This window comes from Streptomyces sp. NPDC021622 (genome assembly GCF_040640795.1).
Classification (GTDB): Bacteria; Actinomycetota; Actinomycetes; order Streptomycetales; family Streptomycetaceae; genus Streptomyces.
In genome coordinates this window covers 278639-298614 of sequence record NZ_JBFACK010000007.1, presented here as the reverse complement: position 1 = coordinate 298614, position 19976 = coordinate 278639, and the positions used below count along the sequence as shown (strand labels likewise).

Here is a 19976-nt window from a genome sequence, read left to right as displayed (position 1 = left end):
GCAAAAGGCGACGAGGGCAGGATTCGAACCTGCGTCCACCCGGAGACAGAGCCGGGCGCTCCTCCGCAGAGCTTCCTCGTCGCTGTGGAGATCATTGCCGGGGGCGTCGCGCAAGGCAACTGATTTCCGTGGGGCGGGGGTTGGTGTGGGTCAGAGCCACTCTTGGGCCGCGGCGCGTTTGCCCTTGCCGGAGAAGATTCCCGCCGAGCGGAGGGCGCCGGCCATCAGGGGGTCGGCCACGGGGACTCCGTGTACGAGCTCGGGTGTCCGGCGGAAGGCGACCGGCTCGGCCGTGGGCCGGGGCGCGGTCCAGGCGCCGGCCACCGGGTCCACCCGATGCCGGGCGCAGACCGCCTCGACCAGCGAGCGTGGGCAGTCCTCCTCGCCCCGGAGCACCTCCCACGGCAGCGGAAGGTCCGCCCAGACGTAGGTGTCCGGGTGCAGTCCGCCGCCGCTCATGCGGTGCCAGTACGCCACGTCGGCCGCCATCAGCCGGGGCACCTTGCCGGGGCAGACCTCGTCCAGGATCGCCGTCTCGCCCAGCTCGTGGAGCAGTGCGAACCAATGCGCCCGGGCCGTGTTCCACGCCTGCGCGGCCTGGTTCCACGTCGACGAGTCGTCGCCGGGGCGCACGACCATCGTGGCGCGCTCCAGGGGGTGCCGGTTCCAGGCGTCCTCAAGCAGGTCGGCCACCTGGCGCAGGAAGCCGTTCCAGCGCACGAGGAGTCGGATGAGGTCTTCGTCGGACACCGCCGCCAACACCTCGGCCCGCGGGTGCACATGGGCGACGGCGTACCAGCAGGTCCGCTCGGGCCGGGCGCGCAGACGCGCGAACAGGGCCTCGGCGACCTCGTCGTAGACCTGACGCTGCTTGCCGTTGGTGAAGACGCTGCGCATGTAGCCCCGCGCCGTGACGTACGCGATGAAGGCCGCCGAGTCGGGGTCCGCGGCGAAGAGTTCGTACGGCAGGGCGTGGGCGAGGGCGCCCTTGCCCGTCATGGTCACTTCGCGGCGGCGCTGCTCGTGGATGAGCCGCGCCAGTTTCGCCTCCATGCGGCGCAGCAGCCTAAAGCGCTTGTTGTACTGGCGCTTGGAGATCTCGCCGAGGCCGGCCGCGGTGCGCTCGGCGCGGTCGAGGCGGTCCATGCCGAAGTCGTTCTGCCCGTAGGCGCGGCCGATGTCCTCGCCCGCCCGCCGGATCACCGCCTCGATCCGGGCCGGATCGTCCCCCGCGCCGTCCGGGAGATCCGGCAGGTCCTTGAAGAGGGTTGCCGCGCGGGCGAGTTGGCGCTGGGCGCCGACCGGGCGGGCGAACTCCTCGCGCATCGAGGTGTAGCCGTGCCAGATGTTGCGGAGCGAGTGCTCGGCGGCCTTGGCGAGCGCCGCCTCGGTCGCCGCGTCGAGGTCGGTGCCCCGGGCGGCGTACAGATCCTGGATGAGCCGCGCCACGTCCTCCGGACGCTTGCGCAGCGTGAGCGAGGCGTGCAGTTCACGCAGGAGGTGTTGTTCGGCTGTCGGCGGCGGCATGAGCTGCAGCCTGTCATCGCCGTGATCAGTTCCCAACTGGTTATCCCGCCCAGGGGCGGCCGGGCGGGGTGGCTCGGAATCGAACTTTAGAAAGTTTTTCTAGAAAGTGGCTCTAGATAGTGTCGTGGCTGGTACAGACTCTCTTCCATGGTCAACAGTGAGTCCGGGCCGGTGCACCAGCCGCTGCCCGGCAACCCCTATGCCCAGCCGGTGCCTTCCGCCGGCGGCAAGCGCAGGCGTCGTGTCGTCCTCGGCGTCGGCGCGCTCGCTCTGGTGCTCGTAGGCGGGGGCGTCTTCGCCGTCATACGCGGGGACGGCGGCGGGGGAGGTTCCCGCGAGCCCGTCGCCGCGCAGACACGGCAATCGCCGGACGGGGCAGAGGAGTCGGCGGGCCCGGAGCAGGACGCCGACGACAAGGACGACGGGCCCGCCGCCGTCATCGATGTCAATGCGGGGCGCAAGCCCGGTGAGGCGAAGGCCTGGCTCGCCATGAACGAGATCAAGCTGCCGGGCAAGGGCGCGCAGCTCTTCGACGTGTGGCACGTGCCCGGGATCGTGGCGCAGGCCGAGCACGACCAAGTCACCGGTTACAAGGCGGCCGACGGTACGAAGGAATGGTCGGTGCCGCTGCCCGGCGAGGTGTGCGACACCCCGGTGAACCCCACGCCGGACGGCAAGGTCGTGGTCGCGTACACGAAGTCGACATCCGACCAGAAGGCCAAGTGCGATCAGCTTCAGGTGATCGATCTGAAGAACGGTGCGAAGGGCTGGCACAAGGAGCTGGTGCAGAAGGGATCCCTTGACAGCACCAGGACGACACACGTCGCGATCACGGGCGGCACCGCCCTGGTCGACCAGGACATGATCGCGCATGCCTATCGGATCCGGGACGGCAAGCGGCTGTTCACCACCGAAAAGGAGCGCGACGGGAACTGCTATCTCTACGGCGTCGCGGGCGGCGGCAATCTGCTCCAGGTCGAGAGCTGCATCAGCGGGAACAACGTCTCGCACAGCCGGCTCAAGAAGCTCGACCCCCGCACCGGCGACGACAAGTGGAGCTTTCGCAGCAAGAAGGGCTGGAGCGTCGAGAAGGTCTACTCCACCGATCCCGTCGTCGTCGCGGTCCGCAACCGCGAGGAGTCGGAGAAGTGGGCCGTCGTCGCCGTCGACGACAAGGGGAAGCAGCGGTCCTGGGTGACGCTCGACCGCGGCCCGCACGAGTTCGAGATGTGTGCCATGGCGGGAGACTCCGGCGAGGGCGTGCAGAACTGCCCGGGAGGCGTCGTCAGCAAGAACACGCTCTATCTCGCGAGCGAGCCCCCGCAGGGCGACATCCTGGGGCCCAACAAGGTCGTCGCCTTCGACCTCGACTCGGGGAAGGAGAAGTGGGCCGGGTCGGGCGAGGGCAAGCGGCAGGTCACACCGGTGGCGGTGGGTGGCAAGGACCGGCCGGGGGTGATCGTGTACGCGCGGCCGCAGAGCGAAAAGGGCAACGGGCAGACCGTGCGGTTCGGCCCCCGCGGAGGGAAGCCGGACGTGCTGCTCCGGCACACCTCTGCGGCCCGGCGCATCGAGGTCGGCATGTTCGCGGGCTACACGTTGTACGCCGACGGGCGGTTCTTCGTGACGCCGACGAGCCTGAGCGGCAAGAGCAATGGCGCGGAGGGCGAAGAGGGGAACGGCCGGATGCTCTCCTTCGGCCGGTGATGCCGGTGATGCCGGTGATGCCGGTGATGCCGGTGATGCCGGTGATGCCGGTGATGCCGGCGATGGGGGCGCTTCCGGCGGCCCCGCCGGTGACACCCCGGCAGCGCAGTGAACAGCCGTACCCGCACCAGCAGTTGGAGTCACGATGACGCAGCCCTTCCCGCCGCCCGAGCAGTCCCCCCAGGGGTCCTTCGGCCCGCCCCCGCCGGATCAGGCCTCCGGCTTCGGCCCGCCGCCCGGCGGCTTCGGTCCGCCTTTGCCCCACCGGCCGTCCGTGCCCGTCGTGCCGACGGTGCCCACGGCGCCCATGGGGCCACCGGGCGGCGGCAGACGGGCCGGGCGCCGCACCGCGATCGTCGTCGCGGTCGTCACCGCGATCACCCTGATCGTCGGTGGCGGCGTCTGGTACGCCGCTTCGTCCGGCGGCGGGTCGAAGGACAAGACCTCGGCGAAGCCGGGCGGCGACCGCGAGAAGGACAGGTACATCAAGCCGAAGGAGAAGGTCCCCGCGGACGCCAAGGCCTTCTTCAGCACCAAGGCCCTGCAGCCCGAGCTGCCCAAGGGGGAGAGCACCTGGAACTCCAAGGGTTCCTGGCTCACCGACAAGGTGTACGCCAAGGCCTCGGTCAGCAAGATCGTGGGTGTCGAGGCCACATCGGGGAAGCGGCTGTGGGACCTGCCCAAGCCAGGTGAGTCGTGTGCGGGTTCCCCGGACGTCGGCAAGGACGGCATCGCCGCGGTGGTCACGGGGGCCACCGTGAAGGACGACCGTGGCGCCCGCGGCCCGTGCACCGAGGTGACCGCGTTCGACGTCGACACCGGCGAGGAACTCTGGACGGAGTCGATCACCACCGGCTACCAGAAGGAGAAGACACCGTTCAACCAAGTCACCATCAGCGGCGACACGGTGGCCGTCGGCGGCCTGTACGGCGGTGCGGCGTTCGACCTGCGCACCGGCAAGGTCCTGTGGGAGCCGAAGCAGGGGGAGAAGTGCCGCGACGTCGGCTACGGCGGCGGCGAGCAGCTGGTGGCGGTGCGCTCCTGCGGTGACTTCGGTTCGGAGCGGTACCGGGTCCAGGTCCTCGACCCGGCCACCGGCAAGGCGAAGTGGACCCACAGGCTGCCCGCCGGTGTGCAGACTCCCAGCGTGGTCTCCAGCAAGCCCGTGGTCGTGGCCCTCGACTCCGGTGAGATCGGTCCGTCGGGCGCGACGAGCGTCTTCTCCCTCGACGAGCGCGGCAAGCTGCGGGCGAGGATCTCGCTGCCGGCCGAGAAATACCTGCATGCGTGCGGCAAGACGTCCGTCATCCAGGACTGCCGGGGCATCGTCGCGGGCAACGACAGGCTGTACGTCCCCACCAAGCAGCGCGACGGGGCGAAGAAGTACTCCTCCACGAACGAGATCGTGGTCTTCTCCCTGGCCACGGGGAAGACGACGGGGCAGATGCTGCCCGCGGGCGACGCGAGTCCCGTCTTCCCGATCCGGATGGACGGCGGGAACGTCCTCGTCTACAAGTCCGCCCCGTTCGCGAAGGTGGTCTCCGTCGACGGCAGGACATTGAAGGGGGAGAAGGTGCTCCTTGACGCCCGCACCCGGCCCAGCACGCTGCTGCCCATGCAGCACGAACTGGTCTTCACCCACAACAAGCTGTACATCAGCTCCGACCTGCTCGCCCGGCCCAGCTCGAAGGCCCAGGAGACGATCATGATGTACGGCTTCGCCGCCAAGTAGGCAGCCGCAGCATCTGCAGCCCTTCACCGTGTACGTCCAGAGCGCCGACGGCAGCGAGCAACGGATCGTCGCCCTCAACGACCCGGCCGTACGCGCCCGTTACGCGGGCAGGCGCACCGCGGTCATCGGCTCCGGGGCTGCTGTGCGGCGCCGTCCACCCGCACTACGTAGAGGAAATGCGCACGGCGGACTCCGCTTGTGTCCCCGTTCGGGAGGACTCTGGAGGGAGGTCGCACCGGCCGTGCCGTGCTCCCCTCCGCGGCCGGTTCGCCTCGACTGTGGGCGCAGGCGCCGCGGGAATGCGTCAGCGCCCACAGGGTTGCCGACCCGTCGGTGGCGAAGACCCGCCCGGTGGGAGGCGTACGCGGTAGTCGGCCGTGACGGCTCCCCTCGGTCACGGCCGACCCGCCTCAACCATGGGGGCAGCAATGCGGGAGTGTGTCTGCCCCCGTGGGAGTGCAGGACCGGTGGCATCGTCGGCGGCGTACCGGGGCGGTTCGGTGTCACCGGCTCCCCGCACGGCTTCCCGGGACGGCGCCACTCACACAGGTTGAAAGCTGAACGCCGTCCCGCGTCTAGACAGGTCCGCCGATCCGGCCGCCCGCCGCCCGTGTGTGAAGATCTGCGCATGGTGTGGCTGACGAAACGTGTGAGGCGAACCTTCGGACTGGTGGCCGCGACGAGCGCGGCGCTGGTCCTGACGGCCTGCGGTCAGGGTGACTCCACAGGCGGGGCCTCCAGAGGCGGGGGCTCCGCCAAGGGGGACTCCGCGACCTGGAGCACCGGGGATCGCGAGGAGCGGTACAAGCGCGTCATCGAAGACCCCCACCCGCGCCCCGCCGACGTCATCGAGGCAGCCGGCGCGCCCGCGGGCGTGGCTCGCGCGGACGACGGCTCGCTGCTCCTGACGTACGACGCCGGGAACGTCGAGGACGACGAGGGGCCCGCCGCCTCCGCCTGGCGCGTCGTCGCTCCCGACGGCAGGACGGTCGCCGAGCATGCGGAGCACACGGACGCGGAGGCGGTGGGGGCCCGGTTCAAGGGCGTGCGCGGGGGCTTCGTGAGTCTCCCGCCGGGGGAGGGCGCCGACGGGGCGTACGGCATCGACGTACACGGCAAACGGCACAAGGTCACCACCAAGGAGACCGCGCTGGGCACCCGTCCCGGCGACGTCCTGCTCGCCGATCTTGAGCCGACCCTCATCTACCGCCCCGCCACCCGCACCGTGGCGCCCCCGGCCGCGGTCTCGGACGACGCCCGCCACATCGTCGTCGACGAGCGGGGCACGGCCTGGACCCTGAACCAGCCCCTGACCGCGGAGGGCGACAGCATCGTCCGGCAGCGCGACGGCCGCACCATCGGCTCCACCCCCGTCCCGAAGCAGTACCAGGGCGGCAAACTCACCGCGCGCGGCGGCACGGCGGCGGTGGCCCTCTTGCAGGAGGAAAGCGTGCGCGGCCTCCTGGTGACGACGGACGGCGGCAAGAGCTGGCGCGAGCTCACCGGCGGCGGCGTTCCATGGCAGGAACTGAAGCGTGGCCCGGAGTTCCTGGTCCTGGAGGCGCTGTCGGACGGGCGGCTGATCGTCGGCGAGGAGGGTGGCCGGCAGTGGATCGCCGACGACCCCACCAACCGCGGCTTCCACGCGCTCAAGACCCCGAAGACCTTCACCTCGTTCGCCGTCCACGGCACGACCCTGTACGGCATCGTGGACACGACGACGGCGACGTACGACCTGGCGGACGGCGAGGGCCTGTGGAGCTCCCGCGACGGCGGCCGCACCTGGCAGCGCTACAAGGAGCGCGGCTGACGGCCCAGCGCCTCACTCGCAGCCCAGCGCCTCACTCACCGCGCAGCTCCTCGATGACCGGGCCGAACGCCTCGAAGTACGGCTCGAGGATCGTCAGATACGAGAAGCCGAAGCGCTCCCGCTGCGCACGCACTTGATCGGCGATGTCCCGTACGGAGCCGACCAGGAGGTGCGGCAGGGCGAGCGCCTCGTCCTCGGTGAGGTGCGGGACGTGTTCAAGCAGGGGCCTGACCGCCGCGCGCGGGTCGTCGGTGACCGCGACCAGCTGGCCGAGGAAGTTCAGCTCGGCCGGTTCCGCGCGGTCCGCCGCGAAGCGCCGGTAGGTGGCGACGCGCTCCTCCAGCTCGTCGGCCGTGAGGTGGGTCATCTTGCCCGCGGTGTCGCCCGGCACCGCCCGCGCCCCGGAGAACGCGGCTATGTCGGCGTGCTGCGCGGTCAGTTTCAGCATCCGGTCGCCGTTGCCGCCGATCACCACCGGCGGACGGGGCCGCTGCACGGGCTGCGGCTGGTGCTCGGCGGAGGCGAAGAGCCGGTCCAACTCCTCGACGGTGTACCGGAGATGGTCCACGCGCTCGCCCGGCGTCCCCCAGGGCAGGCCCGCCTTGTCGTGTTCCGCCTGTACGTATCCGGTGCCGAGGCCGAGCTCGAAGCGGCCGCCGGTGAGCGCGTCCGTGGTCGCCACCTCACGGGCGAGCAGCGCCGGGTTCCAGAACCCGGCGTTGAGGACGAACGTGCCGACGCGGGGCCGCTCGGTGGCCTCCGCCGCGGCGATGACCGAGGGGAACGGTGCGGGCATGCCCAGATGGTCGGCGACCAGGATCACGTCGTAGCCGAGTTCCTCGGCCTTGCGGCACTTCTTGCGCCACGCGTCGCCGGTGGACGGCGCGAGCATGTTGACGCCGAAACGGAACGGGCGAACCATGAACTCTCCTTGCGCGCAGGGGCAGTTGGCACAGCGGCGCCCAGTCCATCACTCGTGCGCGATGGCCGCCAGCACATTCATGCGCGATGCACGCAGCGCGGGGAGCAGCGCCGCCGCGAGCCCGACGACCACCGATCCAAGGACCACCGCGATCACCGTCGACCAGGGGATCGCGAACGCCTTCATGTCCTGCAGGGCGAGCACCTGCTGCGCGGAGACCCCCCACACCAGACCGAGCGCGAGCCCGAGCAGCGCGCCGAACACGGCGATCACCACCGACTCCAGGCGGATCATCCGGCGCAGCTGCCGCCGCGCGAGACCGATGGCCCGCAGCAGGCCGATCTCACGGGTGCGCTCGACGACCGACAGGGCAAGGGTGTTGACGACGCCGAGCACCGCGATGATGATCGCGAGCCCCAGGAGCGCGTACACGAGATAGAGCATCACGGCGATCTGCTCGCGGATCAGCTCCTTGTAGTCGGCCTGGTCACGGACCTGCACCTGCGGATACGGGTCGAGTGACTTCTCCAGGCGGTCGCGCAGCGCATCGGGCTCCGTGCCCGGGGCCGCGTTCACGTACACCGCGGACTCCTGGCCGCCCGGTACGTACTCCTCGACCGTGCCGATGCCGAAGAAGAGCCCGCCCTCCACACCGAAGCCCTCGGCGCCCTCCTGGTCGGTGAGCGCGCCCACGGTCAGCTCGGTCCTGCGCCCGCCGGGGAACTCCACCGGCAGCTTCTCTCCCACGCGGACCTCGTGCTTGTCGGCGAAGTCCCGCTCCATGGCGATGTTCCCGGGCGCGAGCGCCTGCGCGGACCCGCCCGCCACGTACGTGATGCGGGCGACGTCGTCCAGCCGCTTGTCGTAGCCCGCGGCGGTCGTCTCCACGCTCTTCCCGTCCGGCATCGCCACCTTCACCGGAGTGAACCGCTGCCGCACGACGAGCCCGGCGCCCTCGGTGTCCCGCACCTTCTGGGTGATCTCCTTCGAGAACGGGATGAAATTGCTGTTCTGTACGACGAAGTCGGCGCCGAGGGTCCGGTCGATCTGCTGGTCGAAGGACTTGGTCATGGACGCGCTCGCCACCGACATGCCGGTCACCAGGGCAAGCCCCACCATCAGCGCGGCCGCCGTGGCCCCGGTGCGGCGCGGATTGCGCAGCGCGTTGCGCTGGCTCATCCGCCCGATGGAACCGAACACGGCGGGGAACGCGCCGCCCAGGACCCGGATCACCGGGCGCACCAGAAGCGGTCCCGCGATGACGGTGGCGATGAGCGTCAGAACCAGGCCGAGCCCGAGCAGGGACGCCGCCGACGAGGTCTTCTCGGACGTCGCACAGCCCACCAGGGCGGCGGCCCCCGCCAGCGCGACCACCGAGCCGATCACCGCGCGCACCTTCAACGGCCGCCCCACACCCGCGATTTCGGCATCGGCCAGTGCCGCCATCGGCGAGACCTGCGCCGCGCGCCGCGCCGGGAGATACGCCGCGACGAACGTGACGCCCACCCCGACGACGTACGAAGCCACGGGAGTCGCCCACCCGATGACCATCTCGGTGGACTTCAGGTTCATCCCGAGCAGGCCCATCAGCTCGATGAGACCGGCCGCGAGACCGATGCCCACCGCGAGCCCCACCGTCGAGCCGACCGCGCCCAGCAGCACCGCCTCGGTCAGGACGGAACGGCGGACCTGCCGGCGGTCGGCGCCCAGCGCCCGCAGCAGGCCCAGTTCACGGGTGCGCTGCGCGATGAGCATCGAGAACGTGTTGACGATCAGGAAGATGCCGACCAGGACGGCGATCCCGGCGAAGCCGAGCATCACGTACTTGATGACGTCGAGGAATCCGCCGAGCTCGGACGCCGCCGAATCGGCCTGTTCGTCGGCGGTCTTCAGGTCGTAGCCGGAGCCGAGCTCGGCCGCGACACGGCGCTTGAGGACGGTGTCGCTCACGCCCGCGGCGGCGTCCACCGAGATGCCCGTCGCGGCGTCCTTGTCGCCCAGGAGTTCACGCTGGGCGGTCGGGGTGTCGAGGTAGACCAGGGCCGCGCCGGGGTTGGTGGTGGTGAACGTGACGATGCCGACGACCTCGACCTTGAAGGAGCCGGGAGCGGCGAGCACCGTGAGGGTGTCGCCGATCTCCACGTCCTTCTTGTCGGCGGTGTCCGCGTCGAGCAGCGCCTGGTCCTTGCCGCGCGGCGCGTGCCCCGATGTCAGCTCGACCGGGCTGCGGTCGGTGACCAGCCAGTTCGTGGCGATGGTGGGCGCGCCGGTGGTCGGTCCCACCGATTCGTTCTCGCTGTCGACGACGGTGATGTTGTCGACGGCCGCGTCGATACGGGTCCTTGCCACCCCGTCGACCTTCGACACCCGGTCGGCGAGGCTCGCCGGGATCGTCGGCGTCTGCCCCGACGGGATCGCCTCGTCGAGGTCCTCCTTCGGCTCGACGGTCACATCGGCCGACGTCGAGGCGAAGAGCCGGTCGAAGGTGCGGGCCACCGTGTCCGAGAAGATCAGGCTGCCCGCGACGAACGCCACCGAGAGGATCACGGCGAGCGCGGAGAGCAGCAGCCTGCCCTTGTGCGCGAGAAAACTGCGGAGTGTCGCCTTCAGCATGGCCGCGCCCCGCCTCAGCTCTCGTCGGTCGTGCTGTCCGCGCCGTCACGGGGCTGTGCGTGGATCACGTCGAACCGTTTCAGGCGCTCCAGGACCGACTCCGCCGTCGGGCGCGGCATTTCGTCGACGATCCTGCCGTCCGCGAGGAAGAGCACCAGGTCGGCGTGGGCGGCCGCGCCCGGGTCGTGGGTGACCATGACGACCGTCTGCTCCAGCTTGTCGACCGCTTCGCGCAGGAAGCCGAGCACTTCGAGGCCCGCGCGCGAGTCGAGGTTCCCTGTCGGCTCGTCGGCGAAGATCAGCTCCGGGCGGGACGCGAGCGCCCGCGCGCAGGCCACACGCTGCTGCTGCCCGCCGGACAGCTGGGCGGGCCGGTGCTTGAGACGGTCGCGCAGGCCCAGCGTGTCGATGACGTGCTCCAGCCATTCCCGGTCGGGGCGCTGTCCCGCGATGTCCATCGGCAGCGTGATGTTCTCCAGGGCGTTGAGGGTGGGGATGAGGTTGAAGGACTGGAACATGAACCCGATGCGGTCCCGCCGCAGCTGCGTCAGCTCCCGCTCCTTGAGCCCTGTGATCTCGGTGTCGCCGAGCCACACCTGGCCTGCCGAAACGGTGTCGAGCCCGGCCAGGAGGTGCATCAGCGTGGACTTCCCCGAGCCGGACGGGCCCATGACCGCCGTGAACCGCCCGCGTGCGATGTCCACGTCGACCGAGTCGAGGGCGAGCACCGTCGTCTCGCCGGATCCGTACGCCTTGGTCAGGCCACGCGCGCGTGCGGCAACGCCGGCGGGCTCCGAGCGGTCCGTGGCCGGTGCCGAAGCAGGTGTGGACAAGGCCGCCTCCTGGGTTGTGGCCGGTTCCAACTCCCGTGACCCTGCCGAGAGTAGAGGGTGGGGACGGGCGCCCGGTATCCCTCCGAGGTCGTGCCCCTGAGACGTATGTAAGGGGCACGGTATTGGCTCTCTTGCGGGTGCTAGCGGCGCGGCGCTAGCTTGATGGCATGGCGAAGACTCAGCTGAACGTACGGGTGGACGAGGGCACCGCCCGGGCCGCGAGAGAGCGCGCGCTGGCCCGCGGGATGAGCGTCAACCGGTACATCGAGGAACTGGTCAAGCAGGACGCGGGCGAAGTGGGGCACACCTTCGTCGAGGCGGCCGCCGACTTCATGAAGCAGTACGAATCCGTGTTCGTCGAAGAGTTCGGTCCCGAGCGCGAGGGTCGACGTTAAGCCCTTGAACCTCAGAATCGATCTTGCCTGGCTTTTGATGATCGCCGAACACAAGACGCCCGGAGACCCGCAGGTCACCGACTGGGGTGCCCTGGTGGCCGCCGTCAGCCGGCACGAGGCGGAGATATTCGGCGTACCCGTCTACGAGAGCCCGCACGACCGCGCCGCCGCCCTGCTCCAGATGCTCCTGCACATCCCCGCCCTGGAACGCTCCAACGCCCTGTTCGCCGTGTCCGCGGCCTACGCCTATCTCGTCGCGAGCGGGCTCAAGGTCGTCACATCCGCCGAGCAGGTGCGCGACCTCGCCCGTCTGGTCAAGGAGGACGACGCGAGCGTGCACGCCATCGCGGACGTGCTGCGGCAGTGGAGCCTGTGACCGCGGCGCGACCGAAACCGGTTCTCAGAAACCGGTTCTCAGAGCTCGGTGGCCCGCTCGTGGCGCGGCTCGTACAGGCCGACCTCGCCGCCGCCCGGCAGCTTGAACCGGGTGAGGAGACCCCAGCCCGCGTCGGTCACCGGCTGGGTGAACCGGACGCCCCTGCCGGTCAGTTGACGCACCGTCCCCTCCACGTCGTCACACATGAGATAGAGCTCGTGCGACTCCGGGCCCGGAGTGGGATGTACGGCGACCTCGGCGGGCGGCAGCCTGAAGATGAGCCAGCCGCCGCCGGCGTCGACGTGCGGGTACTCCAGTACGTCGCGGAAGAAGGCGCGGTCGGCCTCCGCGTCGTTGCTGTAGACGATGATGTGGGCACCATTGATCATGCGGTGAGGATAGGTTCGACGAGACTGCCGAGCCGTAGGAGGACGCAGATGTCTGCCGCCATCCAGCCGATGATCGTCACCCCTGACCTGGACCGCCTGCTGCGGTTCTACAAGGAACTGCTCGGCGCCGAGGAGGTGTCGCGCGTGCCGGAGGAAGGGCCCACGTTCTTCGTGAACCTGCGCATCGGCGACTCGGAACTCGGCATCGTCTCGAACAAGGAAGTGCCGCTGGATACGCCGCAGCGGATGCTCCTGAGTGTGGCGGTGGAGAGCGTGGACGACCGCCTGAAGCACGTCGAGCCCCTCGGGGGAGAGGTGCTCGCGCCGCCCAACGACATGCCGTGGGGGCAGCGCGTCGGGCACATCAAGGACCCGGACGGCAACAAGATCAACCTCACGCAGCCGGTCTGACGCCCCGTCGGGGCTCTCAGTCTTCTTCTGGCCGGCGGGCGGAGCCGAGCACGCAGTACGAAGTGGGCAGCCGTGGCCCTTTCGCGGGCACCAGGAAGCGCCGGTACGGGCCGATCTCGAACCCCGCGTCCCGCAGCGCGGCCAGCGGGTCCCGCGCGACGTGACAGCCGCCGAAGAACAAGGGCCAGACCGTACGGTCCAGGATCCGCTGCGTACGCGCCATCGCCGCGCCCGGCGCCACGCCGTGCTCGAAGAACCGCAGCTCGCCGCCGGGCCGCAGGACGCGCCGCAGCTCGGCGAGGGCGCGGGGCACGTCGCGCACACTGCACAGCACCAGGGAGGCCACCGCCCCGTCGAACGCCTCGCTCTTGACGGGCAGGGCCTCGGCCGCACCCGGCACCACGTCGACCGGGACCTCGGCCCGCACGGCCGCGGACGCGGCCAACTGCCGCAGAAGGCGCTCCGGTTCGATCGCCACGACCTCCGACACGGCGGTGGGGTAGTACGCGAAGTTCAGGCCGTTGCCCGCGCCGACCTCGATCACACGACCGGAGAGCCCGGCGAGCAGCTCCTTGCGGTGGGCGCCGACCACGCGCTCGGCGGCCACGCTCTGACGTGCGTAGAAACGGGCGAAGACCGGGTGGTGCACGGCGTCCCGGGGCACAGCCTTGGCGGAGCGAGGCGACATGGGCACTCCTCAGCAGGGTGAGCGGATACCGCAATGGTGCCCCGCCGGGGCCGGTTTCCCCCACGCCGAACGCAGCGAGTCGGGCCGACGGGGCTCTGGGGTTACGCCACCGAGGGCGCCCCGCGGGGGCAGGTGCCGGGCTTGGGCTCTGGCGGTGCGGCAGCTGCTGGGGCGCGGGCTGCGCGGCCACCGCTGCGACCCGACTGCGCGAAAGCCACCGGGCCGCGGCCTGGCGTGCTCGGCGCCGGGGCCCCTCAGGGAGACGGAACGACGGGCTCCGAAATCTTCCCCCGCGTAAGCCCACTGCCCCGCAGGCTTCCCTCGCCCCCGGTGCTTCCCGTGCCGTGAAGGGGGAACGGGCGAACGGGACGCCTCTGCCCCGGGCCATCCCAGCCCCTGCGCCCGCCTCCGCCAAGACTTTCCCGCCCACCCACCCGATACCGCAGAGTGATCGGGTGGGTGGGCGGGAAAGCGTCAGACTCCCCGCGCCCCGGGCGCCTCCCGTGCAGTGAAAGCCGCCGCGTCCCACTTCCCGCCCAGTTCGGGGCCCAGCCAACTGCCCGCTCGGGTGCGGAAGTCGGGCCCCGAGAGGGTGCCCGCCCCCGCCGGCACCGCGCCCAGGAGCTTCGTGCCCGCCGCCTGCGGCAGGTCCGCCAGGTTGCAGCGGGATGCCAGGTCCGGGGCGGCCGGCCAGCTGCCGACCGTCACTCCCAGGGGGGTGAGACCGCGGGAGCGGAGCGCCTCCGCGGTCAGCGTCGTCGTGTTGAGCGTGCCGAGGCCCGCCGACGCGACGACAAGGACCGGCGCGGCAAGCAGCCGGGCGGCATCGGCCAGGGTCGCCCCCTCGTCGTCGTAGCGGACGAGCAGACCGCCCGCGCCCTCGACCAGGACCAGATCGTGCTCGGCCGCCAACTTCTCGGCAGCGTCGGCCACTTCGTGCGGGCGGATCGGCGCCATCCCGGCCCGCCGCGCGGCGGTGTTCGGCGCCAACGGCTCGGGAAAGCGGGCCAGTTCGAGGGTGGTGACGGCATCGCCAGCAAGGCGCACCACCTCTTGAGCGTCCCCCGGCTCACCGGGCGCGACCCCGGTCTGCGCGGGCTTGAGCACGGCGACGCTCCGCCCCGCGGCGACCGCGAGTGCGGCCACCGCGGCCGTCGTCACGGTCTTCCCGATCTCGGTGCCCGTGCCGGACACGACGAGGACCGTCATGTCAGGCCTCCCTTGCTGCCGCGCATGCGGCGTGGCCGATGCGTGTCACGTACCTGCAGCCCTTCGCGTGTGGCGGTGGGCGTGGTGGTTGTTGTGACGGTCTTGCTGTTTTTGGTGCCTGTGCCGGACGCCACGAGGACTGTCATGTCAGGCCTCCTTTGCTGCCGCGCATACGGCGCGCCCGATCCGTGCCACGTCGTCGTCGCCCGTGATGAAGGGCGGCATCGTGTAGATCAGGTCGCGGAACGGTCGTACCCACACGCCTTCGCGTGTCGCGGCGCGCGTGGCCGCTGCCATGTCGACCGGGTGGTCCAGCTGGACGACACCGATCGCGCCGAGCACGCGTACGTCCCGTACGCCCGGCAGCGCTGCCGCCTCGCCGAGCGTGCCGCGCAGGCCCGTCTCGATGCGCTTGACCTCGGTCTGCCAGTCCTGCCCGAGCAGCAGGTCGATCGAGGCGCAGGCCACCGCGGCGGCGAGCGGATTGCCCATGAAGGTGGGGCCGTGGGCAAGCACCGGCACCTCGCCGCGCGAGATGCCGTCGGCGACCCTCGCCGTGCACAGCGTGGCCGCCATCGTCAGATAGCCGCCGGTCAGGGCCTTGCCCACGCACATGACGTCGGGCGTGACGCCCGCGTGGTCCGCGGCGAACAGCCGCCCCGTGCGGCCGAACCCCGTCGCGATCTCGTCGAAGACGAGCAGCACGTCGTGCTCGTCGCACGCCTCGCGCAGCACCCGCAGATAGGCGGGGGAGTGGAACCGCATCCCGCCCGCGCCCTGCACCACCGGTTCCACGATGACCGCGGCGAGCTCGTCGGCGTGCCGCCCGATCAGCTCCCGCAGGTGCTCCGCGTACACATCGTCGTGCGCATCGAAACCCGCCGGAGGGGCGTCAGCGAAGACCTGCTGGGGCAGCACGCCCTGCCACAGCTCGTGCATGCCGCCATCGGGGTCGCACACCGCCATCGGCTGCCAGGTGTCGCCGTGGTAGCCGCCGCGCCAGGTCAGCATCCGCCGCTTGGCGGGACGGCCCAGCGAGCGCCAGTGCTGCAGGCACATCTTGACGGCGACCTCGACCGACACCGAACCGGAGTCCGCGAGGAAGACATGCTCGAGGCCTGCGGGTGACATGTCGACAAGGCGCTTCGCGAGGCCGATCGCGGGCTCATGGGTGAGCCCGCCGAACATGACATGGCTCATCCGCTCCAGCTGGCCGCGGACCGCGTCGTTGAGCACCGGGTGGTTGTAGCCGTGGATCGCCGACCACCAGGACGACATGCCGTCGACCAGTTCGCCCCCGCCGTCCGCGAGCCGGAGCCGTACGCCGCTCGCCGACTCGACGACCAGGGGCTCCTGGCGGCCGGGCATGGGGCCGTAAGGGTGCCAGACGTGACGTCGGTCGAGGTCGAGCAGCTCGGATACGGGCAGGTCAGGCATTGGGCGCCAGATCCGTTCCCGCGCCGCGGCGGCGTACGGCCACCAGATCCGTACGCGCCTCGGAGGTCTCGGGGTTCGCGGAGGCAGCTGCGGTCTCGGCGGACACGGAAGGCTCCGGCTGCTCCGCCGGCTCGGACGAACCACAGGGACCGCAACCGCCCCCGCCGTGCGACCCGCAGCCGCCTCCACTCTCCGCGTGCGACCCGCAGCCGCCCCCGCTCTCCCCGTGCGACCCGCACCCGGCCGCCGCGATCGCGTCCGCGCGGTGCTCCGGCAGCGTCACGGTGCCCGCGCCCTCGACCTCGAAGCCGGCGTCCGCGATCATCTCCAGGTCGGTCTTGCCCGCCTGGCCCTCGCTGGTCAAATAGTCGCCGAGGAAGATCGAGTTGGCGAGGTGCAGGGCGAGCGGCTGCATCGTGCGCAGATGCACCTCGCGGCCGCCCGCGATGCGTACCTCCACGTCGGGGCAGACAAACCGGACCATCGCGAGGATGCGCAGACAGCGCTGCGGGGTGAGGTTCCACTCCTTGGCCAGCGGGGTGCCCTCGAAGGGGATCAGGAAGTTGACCGGCACCGAGTCGGGGTCGAGGTCGCGCAGCGCGTAGACCACGTCCACGAGGTCCTCGTCCGTCTCGCCCATGCCCGCGATCAGACCCGAGCAGGCGGACAGGCCCGCGGCCTGCGCCTGCTGCACCGTGTCCACGCGGTCGGCGTAGGTGTGGGTCGTGGTGATCTCGCCGTACGTCCCCTCGGACGTATTGAGATTGTGGTTGTACGCGTCCGCGCCCGCCGTGCGCAGTTTGTCCGCCTGGCCCGCGGAGAGCAGACCGAGGCAGGCGCACACCTCGATGCCCTCGTTCTGTTCCTTGATCGCCTCGATGGTCTGCGAGACCCGGTCGACGTCACGGTCCGTCGGCCCGCGGCCGCTGGCGACCAGGCAGACCCGCTTGGCGCCGCCCGCGACACCCGCGGCGGCGGCCTGTGAGGCCTCGTCGGGCTTCAGCCAGGTGTACTTGAGGATCCCGGCCGTGGAGCCGAGGCGCTGCGAACAGTACGAGCAGTCCTCGGGGCACAGGCCCGACTTGAGATTGACCAGATAGTTGAGCTTCACCCGTCGCCCGAACCACTGGCGCCGTACCTTCCCGGCGGCCGACACCACGTCGAGCAGCTCGTCGTCGGAGGTGGCCAGCACGGCCAGCGCCTCTTCACGGGTCGGCAGCTCGCGCCGAAGCCCCTTGTCCACCAGCGTGTTCAGCAGATCCATGGCGCTGATCCTTACGTACGAGAGCCTGCCTTTCCAAGGAGAGTTCGCACAACAGAAACGCTTTGAGGTGTGGGTATTGCCACATCCTGGCCTGGTGGCCGGACGGCTAGGGTCTGTGCACTGTCTACAAACGCACCGTCTGCAACCGGCCCTGACCATGCCCCGGAGGAATCCCATGGCGAGCTCGCCGTTCGACTGGATCGACGAGCAGGCGAGCCTGCGCGCACGGGCCGGACTCGTCCGCACTCTGCGTCCCCGCCCCGCCGACGCGCCTGGCCTCCTCGACCTGGCGAGCAACGACTACCTGGGCCTGGCGCGGCACCCCGAGATCACCGAGGGCGCGGCGGCCGCGGCGCGCCGCTGGGGCGGCGGGGCGACCGGATCGCGCCTGGTGACGGGATCCACCGAGCTGCACGCGGCGCTTGAGCGCGAACTTGCCGAGTTCTGCGGTTTCGAGTCCGCCCTCGTGCTGTCCTCCGGATACGCAGCGAACCTCGCCGCGGTCACGGCGCTCGCCCCGCACGGCTCGCTGATCGTCTCCGACGGGGGCAATCACGCCTCGCTGATCGACGGCTGCCGTCTCGCGCGCGGCACGACCCAGGTGGTTCCGCACGCCGATCCCGCCGCGGTGCGCAAGACCCTCGACGGCCACCGCGGCCCGGCGGTCGTCGTGTCGGACACGGTCTTCTCGGTGGACGGCGACGCGGCCCCGCTGGCCGAACTCTCCGCCGCCGCCGGTGAGTTCGGTGCCGGGTTGATCGTCGACGACGCCCACGGCCTCGGCGTGCTCGGCGACGGCGGCCGCGGCGCACCGCAGGCGGCCGGGCTCGCGGGCAGCCCGCACACCGTGGCCACGGTCACCCTGTCGAAGTCCTTCGGCAGCCAGGGCGGCGCGGTGCTCGGCCCCGCCAAGGTCATCGACCACCTGATCAACGCGGCCCGCACCTTCATCTTCGACACGGGGCTCGCCCCGGCCGCCGTCGGTGCCGCGCTGGCCGCGCTGCGGCTGCTGCGCGCCGAGCCCGAGCGGGCGGCGCGGGCCCGCGCGGTCGCGGCCGAGCTGCATGAACGCCTCACGGCGGAAGGTCTGCAGGCGGTGCGTCCCGACGCGGCCGTCGTCTCGGTGCGCGCCCCGTCGCCGGAAGCCGCCGTGCGCTGGGCCGCCGACTGCCGCGGCGCGGGCCTGGCCGTCGGCTGCTTCCGTCCGCCGTCGGTCCCGGACGGGATCTCGCGGTTGCGGCTGACCGCCCGTGCGGATCTCACCGGCGCGCAGATTGCCGATGCCGTACGAGTGATCAGCCGCACCGCACCCCGGTAGTCACCGGGGGTCCGCCCGTCACCGGAGGCCGTGGACGAAGGCCTCCCAGGTGGCGTGCGGGAAGAGCAGGGCGGGCCCTGCGGTGTGCTTGGAGTCGCGCACGGCGAGCAGTCCCGACTTCGGCCCTGAAGTCAGCGGGGCTGTCTCGACGCAGTTGTTCATTCCGTTGCTGTGGCTGCTGCGCTGCCACCGTGCGCCGTGCAGAGACGTGCTGTCGGAAACGTACCGAGGCAGGGCAGTCATGGTGCCTCCTTACGCGCCGTCACCTATCCCGGCGATGTGATCCGTTGATTCCTCGGGTGAAAGTGCTTGTCCTAGAAGGGAGTTGAAGGCATCCGTGTATGCCTGGAGGTCTTCTTTCCGTTCGAGGTAGAGGCTACTCGTCAAATGGTCGAGAACAACCACATCCAGATCAGCAATGTTCGGAAATGAGAAGATAACGAAAGAACCGAGGAGTCCCTTGTGCTCTCCCGCGGCGAACGGCAGCACCTGCAACCGCACATGGGGCAACTGTGCCGCCTCCTGTAACCGCTTCAGTTGCCCCGCGAGCACCTGCGCCCCGCCGATCTGCCGGTGCAGCACCGATTCGTCCAGGATCACGCTCAGTCGCAGCGGCCGTCTCGCGCGCAGCACGTCCTGGCGGGCCAGACGCACCTCCACCAGCGCGTCCACCTGCTCGTCCGGCAGGCCGTCCAGCGCGGCCCGGGTCACCACTCGCGCGTAGTCGGGCGTCTGGAGCAGACCGGGCACGACATTGGTCTCCAGGGTGCGGACGCGGCAGGCCTGTGATTCCAGACTGATGAAATCGCGGTACGCCGGTGGCAGCAGCCCGCGGTAGGCGTGCCACCAGTGGTGACGCCCGCCGCGGTCGTCGGCGCCCGCCAACGCCACCAGCAACTGACGGAGTTGGGCATCCTTCACCTCGTACGCGTCGAGGAGGAGATGTACGTCCGCGGCCTTGACACCGCTACGCCCGGTCTCGATCCTGCTCACCTTCGACTGGTGCCAGCCGACCCGGCTCGCGGCCTGGCCGCTGGTGAGCCCCGCGAGCGTGCGCAGAGCGCGCAGTTCGGCGCCGAGCTTGCGGCGGCGCACCGCGGGACCGTGCTGCATGTCCGTCTCCTTTCCGACGGAGCTTCCCTTTTTCCGGCCTCCCCACGACCTCTCACGGGCGACAGTAGAGGAAGTGCCGGTCTCGCGCCCAAATACGGTCTGCCGTAGCAGAGTTCACCGCTTTGAGCGACAGATATATGCACATCTCGGTGGATCGCCACACGTGAGGGGCCCAGTAGTGGCAGTCTGGCGCGAAGCACCATTCCGGGACTGTCCTCGTGTCTTCCGCTAC

Annotated in this window: 19 protein-coding genes and 1 tRNA gene; 7 read left to right on the top strand and 13 right to left on the bottom strand. The window is 70.7% G+C overall.

Annotated elements, in window-relative coordinates; translation table 11 throughout:
- Positions 1-8 precede the first annotated feature (8 nt).
- Positions 9-81, bottom strand: a tRNA-OTHER gene (locus AB0G47_RS16825).
- A gap of 69 nt (positions 82-150) precedes the next feature.
- Positions 151-1527 (bottom strand): hypothetical protein, encoded by a 1377-nt coding sequence (locus AB0G47_RS16820; protein WP_360769766.1) that lies wholly within the window; start codon positions 1525-1527, stop codon positions 151-153.
- Between the two features lie 147 nt (positions 1528-1674).
- Between AB0G47_RS16820 and AB0G47_RS16815 the strand changes: the two genes are divergently transcribed.
- The 3 genes from AB0G47_RS16815 (at position 1675) to AB0G47_RS16805 (ending at position 6776) form a co-directional block, all read left to right on the top strand.
- Positions 1675-3234, top strand: coding sequence for a PQQ-binding-like beta-propeller repeat protein (locus AB0G47_RS16815; RefSeq protein ID WP_360769763.1), 1560 nt, complete (start codon positions 1675-1677; stop codon positions 3232-3234).
- A 145-nt stretch (positions 3235-3379) separates the two neighbouring features.
- A complete protein-coding gene (locus AB0G47_RS16810; protein WP_360769760.1) occupies positions 3380-4966 on the top strand; it encodes a PQQ-binding-like beta-propeller repeat protein in 1587 nt (528 codons plus the stop codon).
- Between the two features lie 670 nt (positions 4967-5636).
- Positions 5637-6776: a hypothetical protein gene (locus AB0G47_RS16805; protein ID WP_360769757.1), complete on the top strand. Its 1140-nt coding sequence runs from the start codon at positions 5637-5639 to the stop codon at positions 6774-6776.
- Positions 6777-6807: 31 nt separating this feature from the next.
- Here AB0G47_RS16805 and AB0G47_RS16800 read toward each other — a convergent pair whose 3' ends face one another.
- From AB0G47_RS16800 to AB0G47_RS16790, 3 genes are read right to left on the bottom strand one after another with little or no spacing between them, the layout of a single operon-like run.
- Positions 6808-7698, bottom strand: a complete 891-nt coding sequence (locus tag AB0G47_RS16800; RefSeq protein WP_360769755.1) for an LLM class F420-dependent oxidoreductase — start codon at positions 7696-7698, stop codon at positions 6808-6810.
- A gap of 48 nt (positions 7699-7746) precedes the next feature.
- Positions 7747-10311 (bottom strand): FtsX-like permease family protein, encoded by a 2565-nt coding sequence (locus AB0G47_RS16795; protein WP_360769753.1) that lies wholly within the window; start codon positions 10309-10311, stop codon positions 7747-7749.
- A gap of 14 nt (positions 10312-10325) precedes the next feature.
- Positions 10326-11144: an ABC transporter ATP-binding protein gene (locus tag AB0G47_RS16790; protein WP_266873751.1), complete on the bottom strand. Its 819-nt coding sequence runs from the start codon at positions 11142-11144 to the stop codon at positions 10326-10328.
- A gap of 167 nt (positions 11145-11311) precedes the next feature.
- On the opposite strand from AB0G47_RS16790, the gene AB0G47_RS16785 reads away from it, so the two are divergent.
- Positions 11312-11539, top strand: a complete 228-nt coding sequence (locus tag AB0G47_RS16785; RefSeq protein WP_135330050.1) for an antitoxin — start codon at positions 11312-11314, stop codon at positions 11537-11539.
- A gap of 4 nt (positions 11540-11543) precedes the next feature.
- Entirely contained in the window at positions 11544-11915 is a 372-nt protein-coding gene (locus AB0G47_RS16780) for a fic family toxin-antitoxin system, toxin component (RefSeq protein WP_360769749.1), read from the top strand.
- A 38-nt stretch (positions 11916-11953) separates the two neighbouring features.
- On the opposite strand, the gene AB0G47_RS16775 is transcribed toward AB0G47_RS16780, so the two are convergent.
- Positions 11954-12304 carry a VOC family protein gene (locus AB0G47_RS16775; protein ID WP_360769746.1) on the bottom strand — a complete coding sequence of 117 codons (351 nt, stop codon included), beginning with the start codon at positions 12302-12304 and terminating at the stop codon, positions 11954-11956.
- 48 nt (positions 12305-12352) lie between these two features.
- Between AB0G47_RS16775 and AB0G47_RS16770 the strand changes: the two genes are divergently transcribed.
- On the top strand, positions 12353-12715 hold the full coding sequence (locus AB0G47_RS16770) for a VOC family protein (protein WP_360769743.1): 363 nt from the start codon (positions 12353-12355) through the stop codon (positions 12713-12715).
- A 16-nt stretch (positions 12716-12731) separates the two neighbouring features.
- Here AB0G47_RS16770 and AB0G47_RS16765 read toward each other — a convergent pair whose 3' ends face one another.
- The 5 genes from AB0G47_RS16765 to bioB all read right to left on the bottom strand — a co-directional run bounded on the left by AB0G47_RS16765 (position 12732) and on the right by bioB (position 17313).
- Positions 12732-13403, bottom strand: coding sequence for a class I SAM-dependent methyltransferase (locus AB0G47_RS16765; RefSeq protein WP_360769740.1), 672 nt, complete (start codon positions 13401-13403; stop codon positions 12732-12734).
- 474 nt (positions 13404-13877) lie between these two features.
- Positions 13878-14612 carry a dethiobiotin synthase gene (gene bioD, locus AB0G47_RS16760; RefSeq protein ID WP_360769738.1) on the bottom strand — a complete coding sequence of 245 codons (735 nt, stop codon included), beginning with the start codon at positions 14610-14612 and terminating at the stop codon, positions 13878-13880.
- Positions 14609-14758, bottom strand: a complete 150-nt coding sequence (locus AB0G47_RS16755; protein WP_360769736.1) for a hypothetical protein — start codon at positions 14756-14758, stop codon at positions 14609-14611. Before AB0G47_RS16755 ends, bioD begins: the two co-directional genes overlap by 4 nt.
- 1 nt (position 14759) lies before the next feature.
- Positions 14760-16049 (bottom strand): adenosylmethionine--8-amino-7-oxononanoate transaminase, encoded by a 1290-nt coding sequence (locus tag AB0G47_RS16750; protein WP_360769733.1) that lies wholly within the window; start codon positions 16047-16049, stop codon positions 14760-14762.
- Complete coding sequence (gene bioB / locus AB0G47_RS16745) at positions 16042-17313, bottom strand: biotin synthase BioB (RefSeq protein WP_360769731.1); 1272 nt, start codon at positions 17311-17313, stop codon at positions 16042-16044. The genes AB0G47_RS16750 and bioB overlap by 8 nt, the downstream gene beginning before the upstream one ends.
- A 175-nt stretch (positions 17314-17488) precedes the next feature.
- Between bioB and AB0G47_RS16740 the strand changes: the two genes are divergently transcribed.
- Positions 17489-18631, top strand: coding sequence for an 8-amino-7-oxononanoate synthase (locus AB0G47_RS16740; protein WP_360769729.1), 1143 nt, complete (start codon positions 17489-17491; stop codon positions 18629-18631).
- Between the two features lie 18 nt (positions 18632-18649).
- Here AB0G47_RS16740 and AB0G47_RS16735 read toward each other — a convergent pair whose 3' ends face one another.
- Positions 18650-18874, bottom strand: a complete 225-nt coding sequence (locus AB0G47_RS16735; RefSeq protein ID WP_360769726.1) for a DUF397 domain-containing protein — start codon at positions 18872-18874, stop codon at positions 18650-18652.
- A gap of 9 nt (positions 18875-18883) precedes the next feature.
- Positions 18884-19744 carry a helix-turn-helix transcriptional regulator gene (locus AB0G47_RS16730; RefSeq protein WP_360769724.1) on the bottom strand — a complete coding sequence of 287 codons (861 nt, stop codon included), beginning with the start codon at positions 19742-19744 and terminating at the stop codon, positions 18884-18886.
- Positions 19745-19976 lie beyond the last annotated feature (232 nt).

Bases quoted from the DNA above. Each gene is read 5' to 3' on its own strand.
- AB0G47_RS16730 (WP_360769724.1), bottom strand. From the start codon at position 19,744: ATGCAGCACGGTCCCGCGGTGCGCCGCCGCAAGCTCGGCGCCGAACTG.
- AB0G47_RS16785 (WP_135330050.1), top strand. From the start codon at position 11,312: ATGGCGAAGACTCAGCTGAACGTACGGGTGGACGAGGGCACCGCCCGG.
- AB0G47_RS16815 (WP_360769763.1), top strand. From the start codon at position 1,675: ATGGTCAACAGTGAGTCCGGGCCGGTGCACCAGCCGCTGCCCGGCAAC.
- AB0G47_RS16810 (WP_360769760.1), top strand. From the start codon at position 3,380: ATGACGCAGCCCTTCCCGCCGCCCGAGCAGTCCCCCCAGGGGTCCTTC.
- AB0G47_RS16820 (WP_360769766.1), bottom strand. From the start codon at position 1,527: ATGCCGCCGCCGACAGCCGAACAACACCTCCTGCGTGAACTGCACGCC.
- AB0G47_RS16740 (WP_360769729.1), top strand. From the start codon at position 17,489: ATGGCGAGCTCGCCGTTCGACTGGATCGACGAGCAGGCGAGCCTGCGC.
- AB0G47_RS16795 (WP_360769753.1), bottom strand. From the start codon at position 10,311: ATGCTGAAGGCGACACTCCGCAGTTTTCTCGCGCACAAGGGCAGGCTG.
- bioB (WP_360769731.1), bottom strand. From the start codon at position 17,313: ATGGATCTGCTGAACACGCTGGTGGACAAGGGGCTTCGGCGCGAGCTG.
- AB0G47_RS16750 (WP_360769733.1), bottom strand. From the start codon at position 16,049: ATGCCTGACCTGCCCGTATCCGAGCTGCTCGACCTCGACCGACGTCAC.
- AB0G47_RS16770 (WP_360769743.1), top strand. From the start codon at position 12,353: ATGTCTGCCGCCATCCAGCCGATGATCGTCACCCCTGACCTGGACCGC.
- AB0G47_RS16755 (WP_360769736.1), bottom strand. From the start codon at position 14,758: ATGACAGTCCTCGTGGCGTCCGGCACAGGCACCAAAAACAGCAAGACC.
- bioD (WP_360769738.1), bottom strand. From the start codon at position 14,612: ATGACGGTCCTCGTCGTGTCCGGCACGGGCACCGAGATCGGGAAGACC.
- AB0G47_RS16735 (WP_360769726.1), bottom strand. From the start codon at position 18,874: ATGACTGCCCTGCCTCGGTACGTTTCCGACAGCACGTCTCTGCACGGC.
- AB0G47_RS16800 (WP_360769755.1), bottom strand. From the start codon at position 7,698: ATGGTTCGCCCGTTCCGTTTCGGCGTCAACATGCTCGCGCCGTCCACC.
- AB0G47_RS16775 (WP_360769746.1), bottom strand. From the start codon at position 12,304: ATGATCAATGGTGCCCACATCATCGTCTACAGCAACGACGCGGAGGCC.
- AB0G47_RS16765 (WP_360769740.1), bottom strand. From the start codon at position 13,403: ATGTCGCCTCGCTCCGCCAAGGCTGTGCCCCGGGACGCCGTGCACCAC.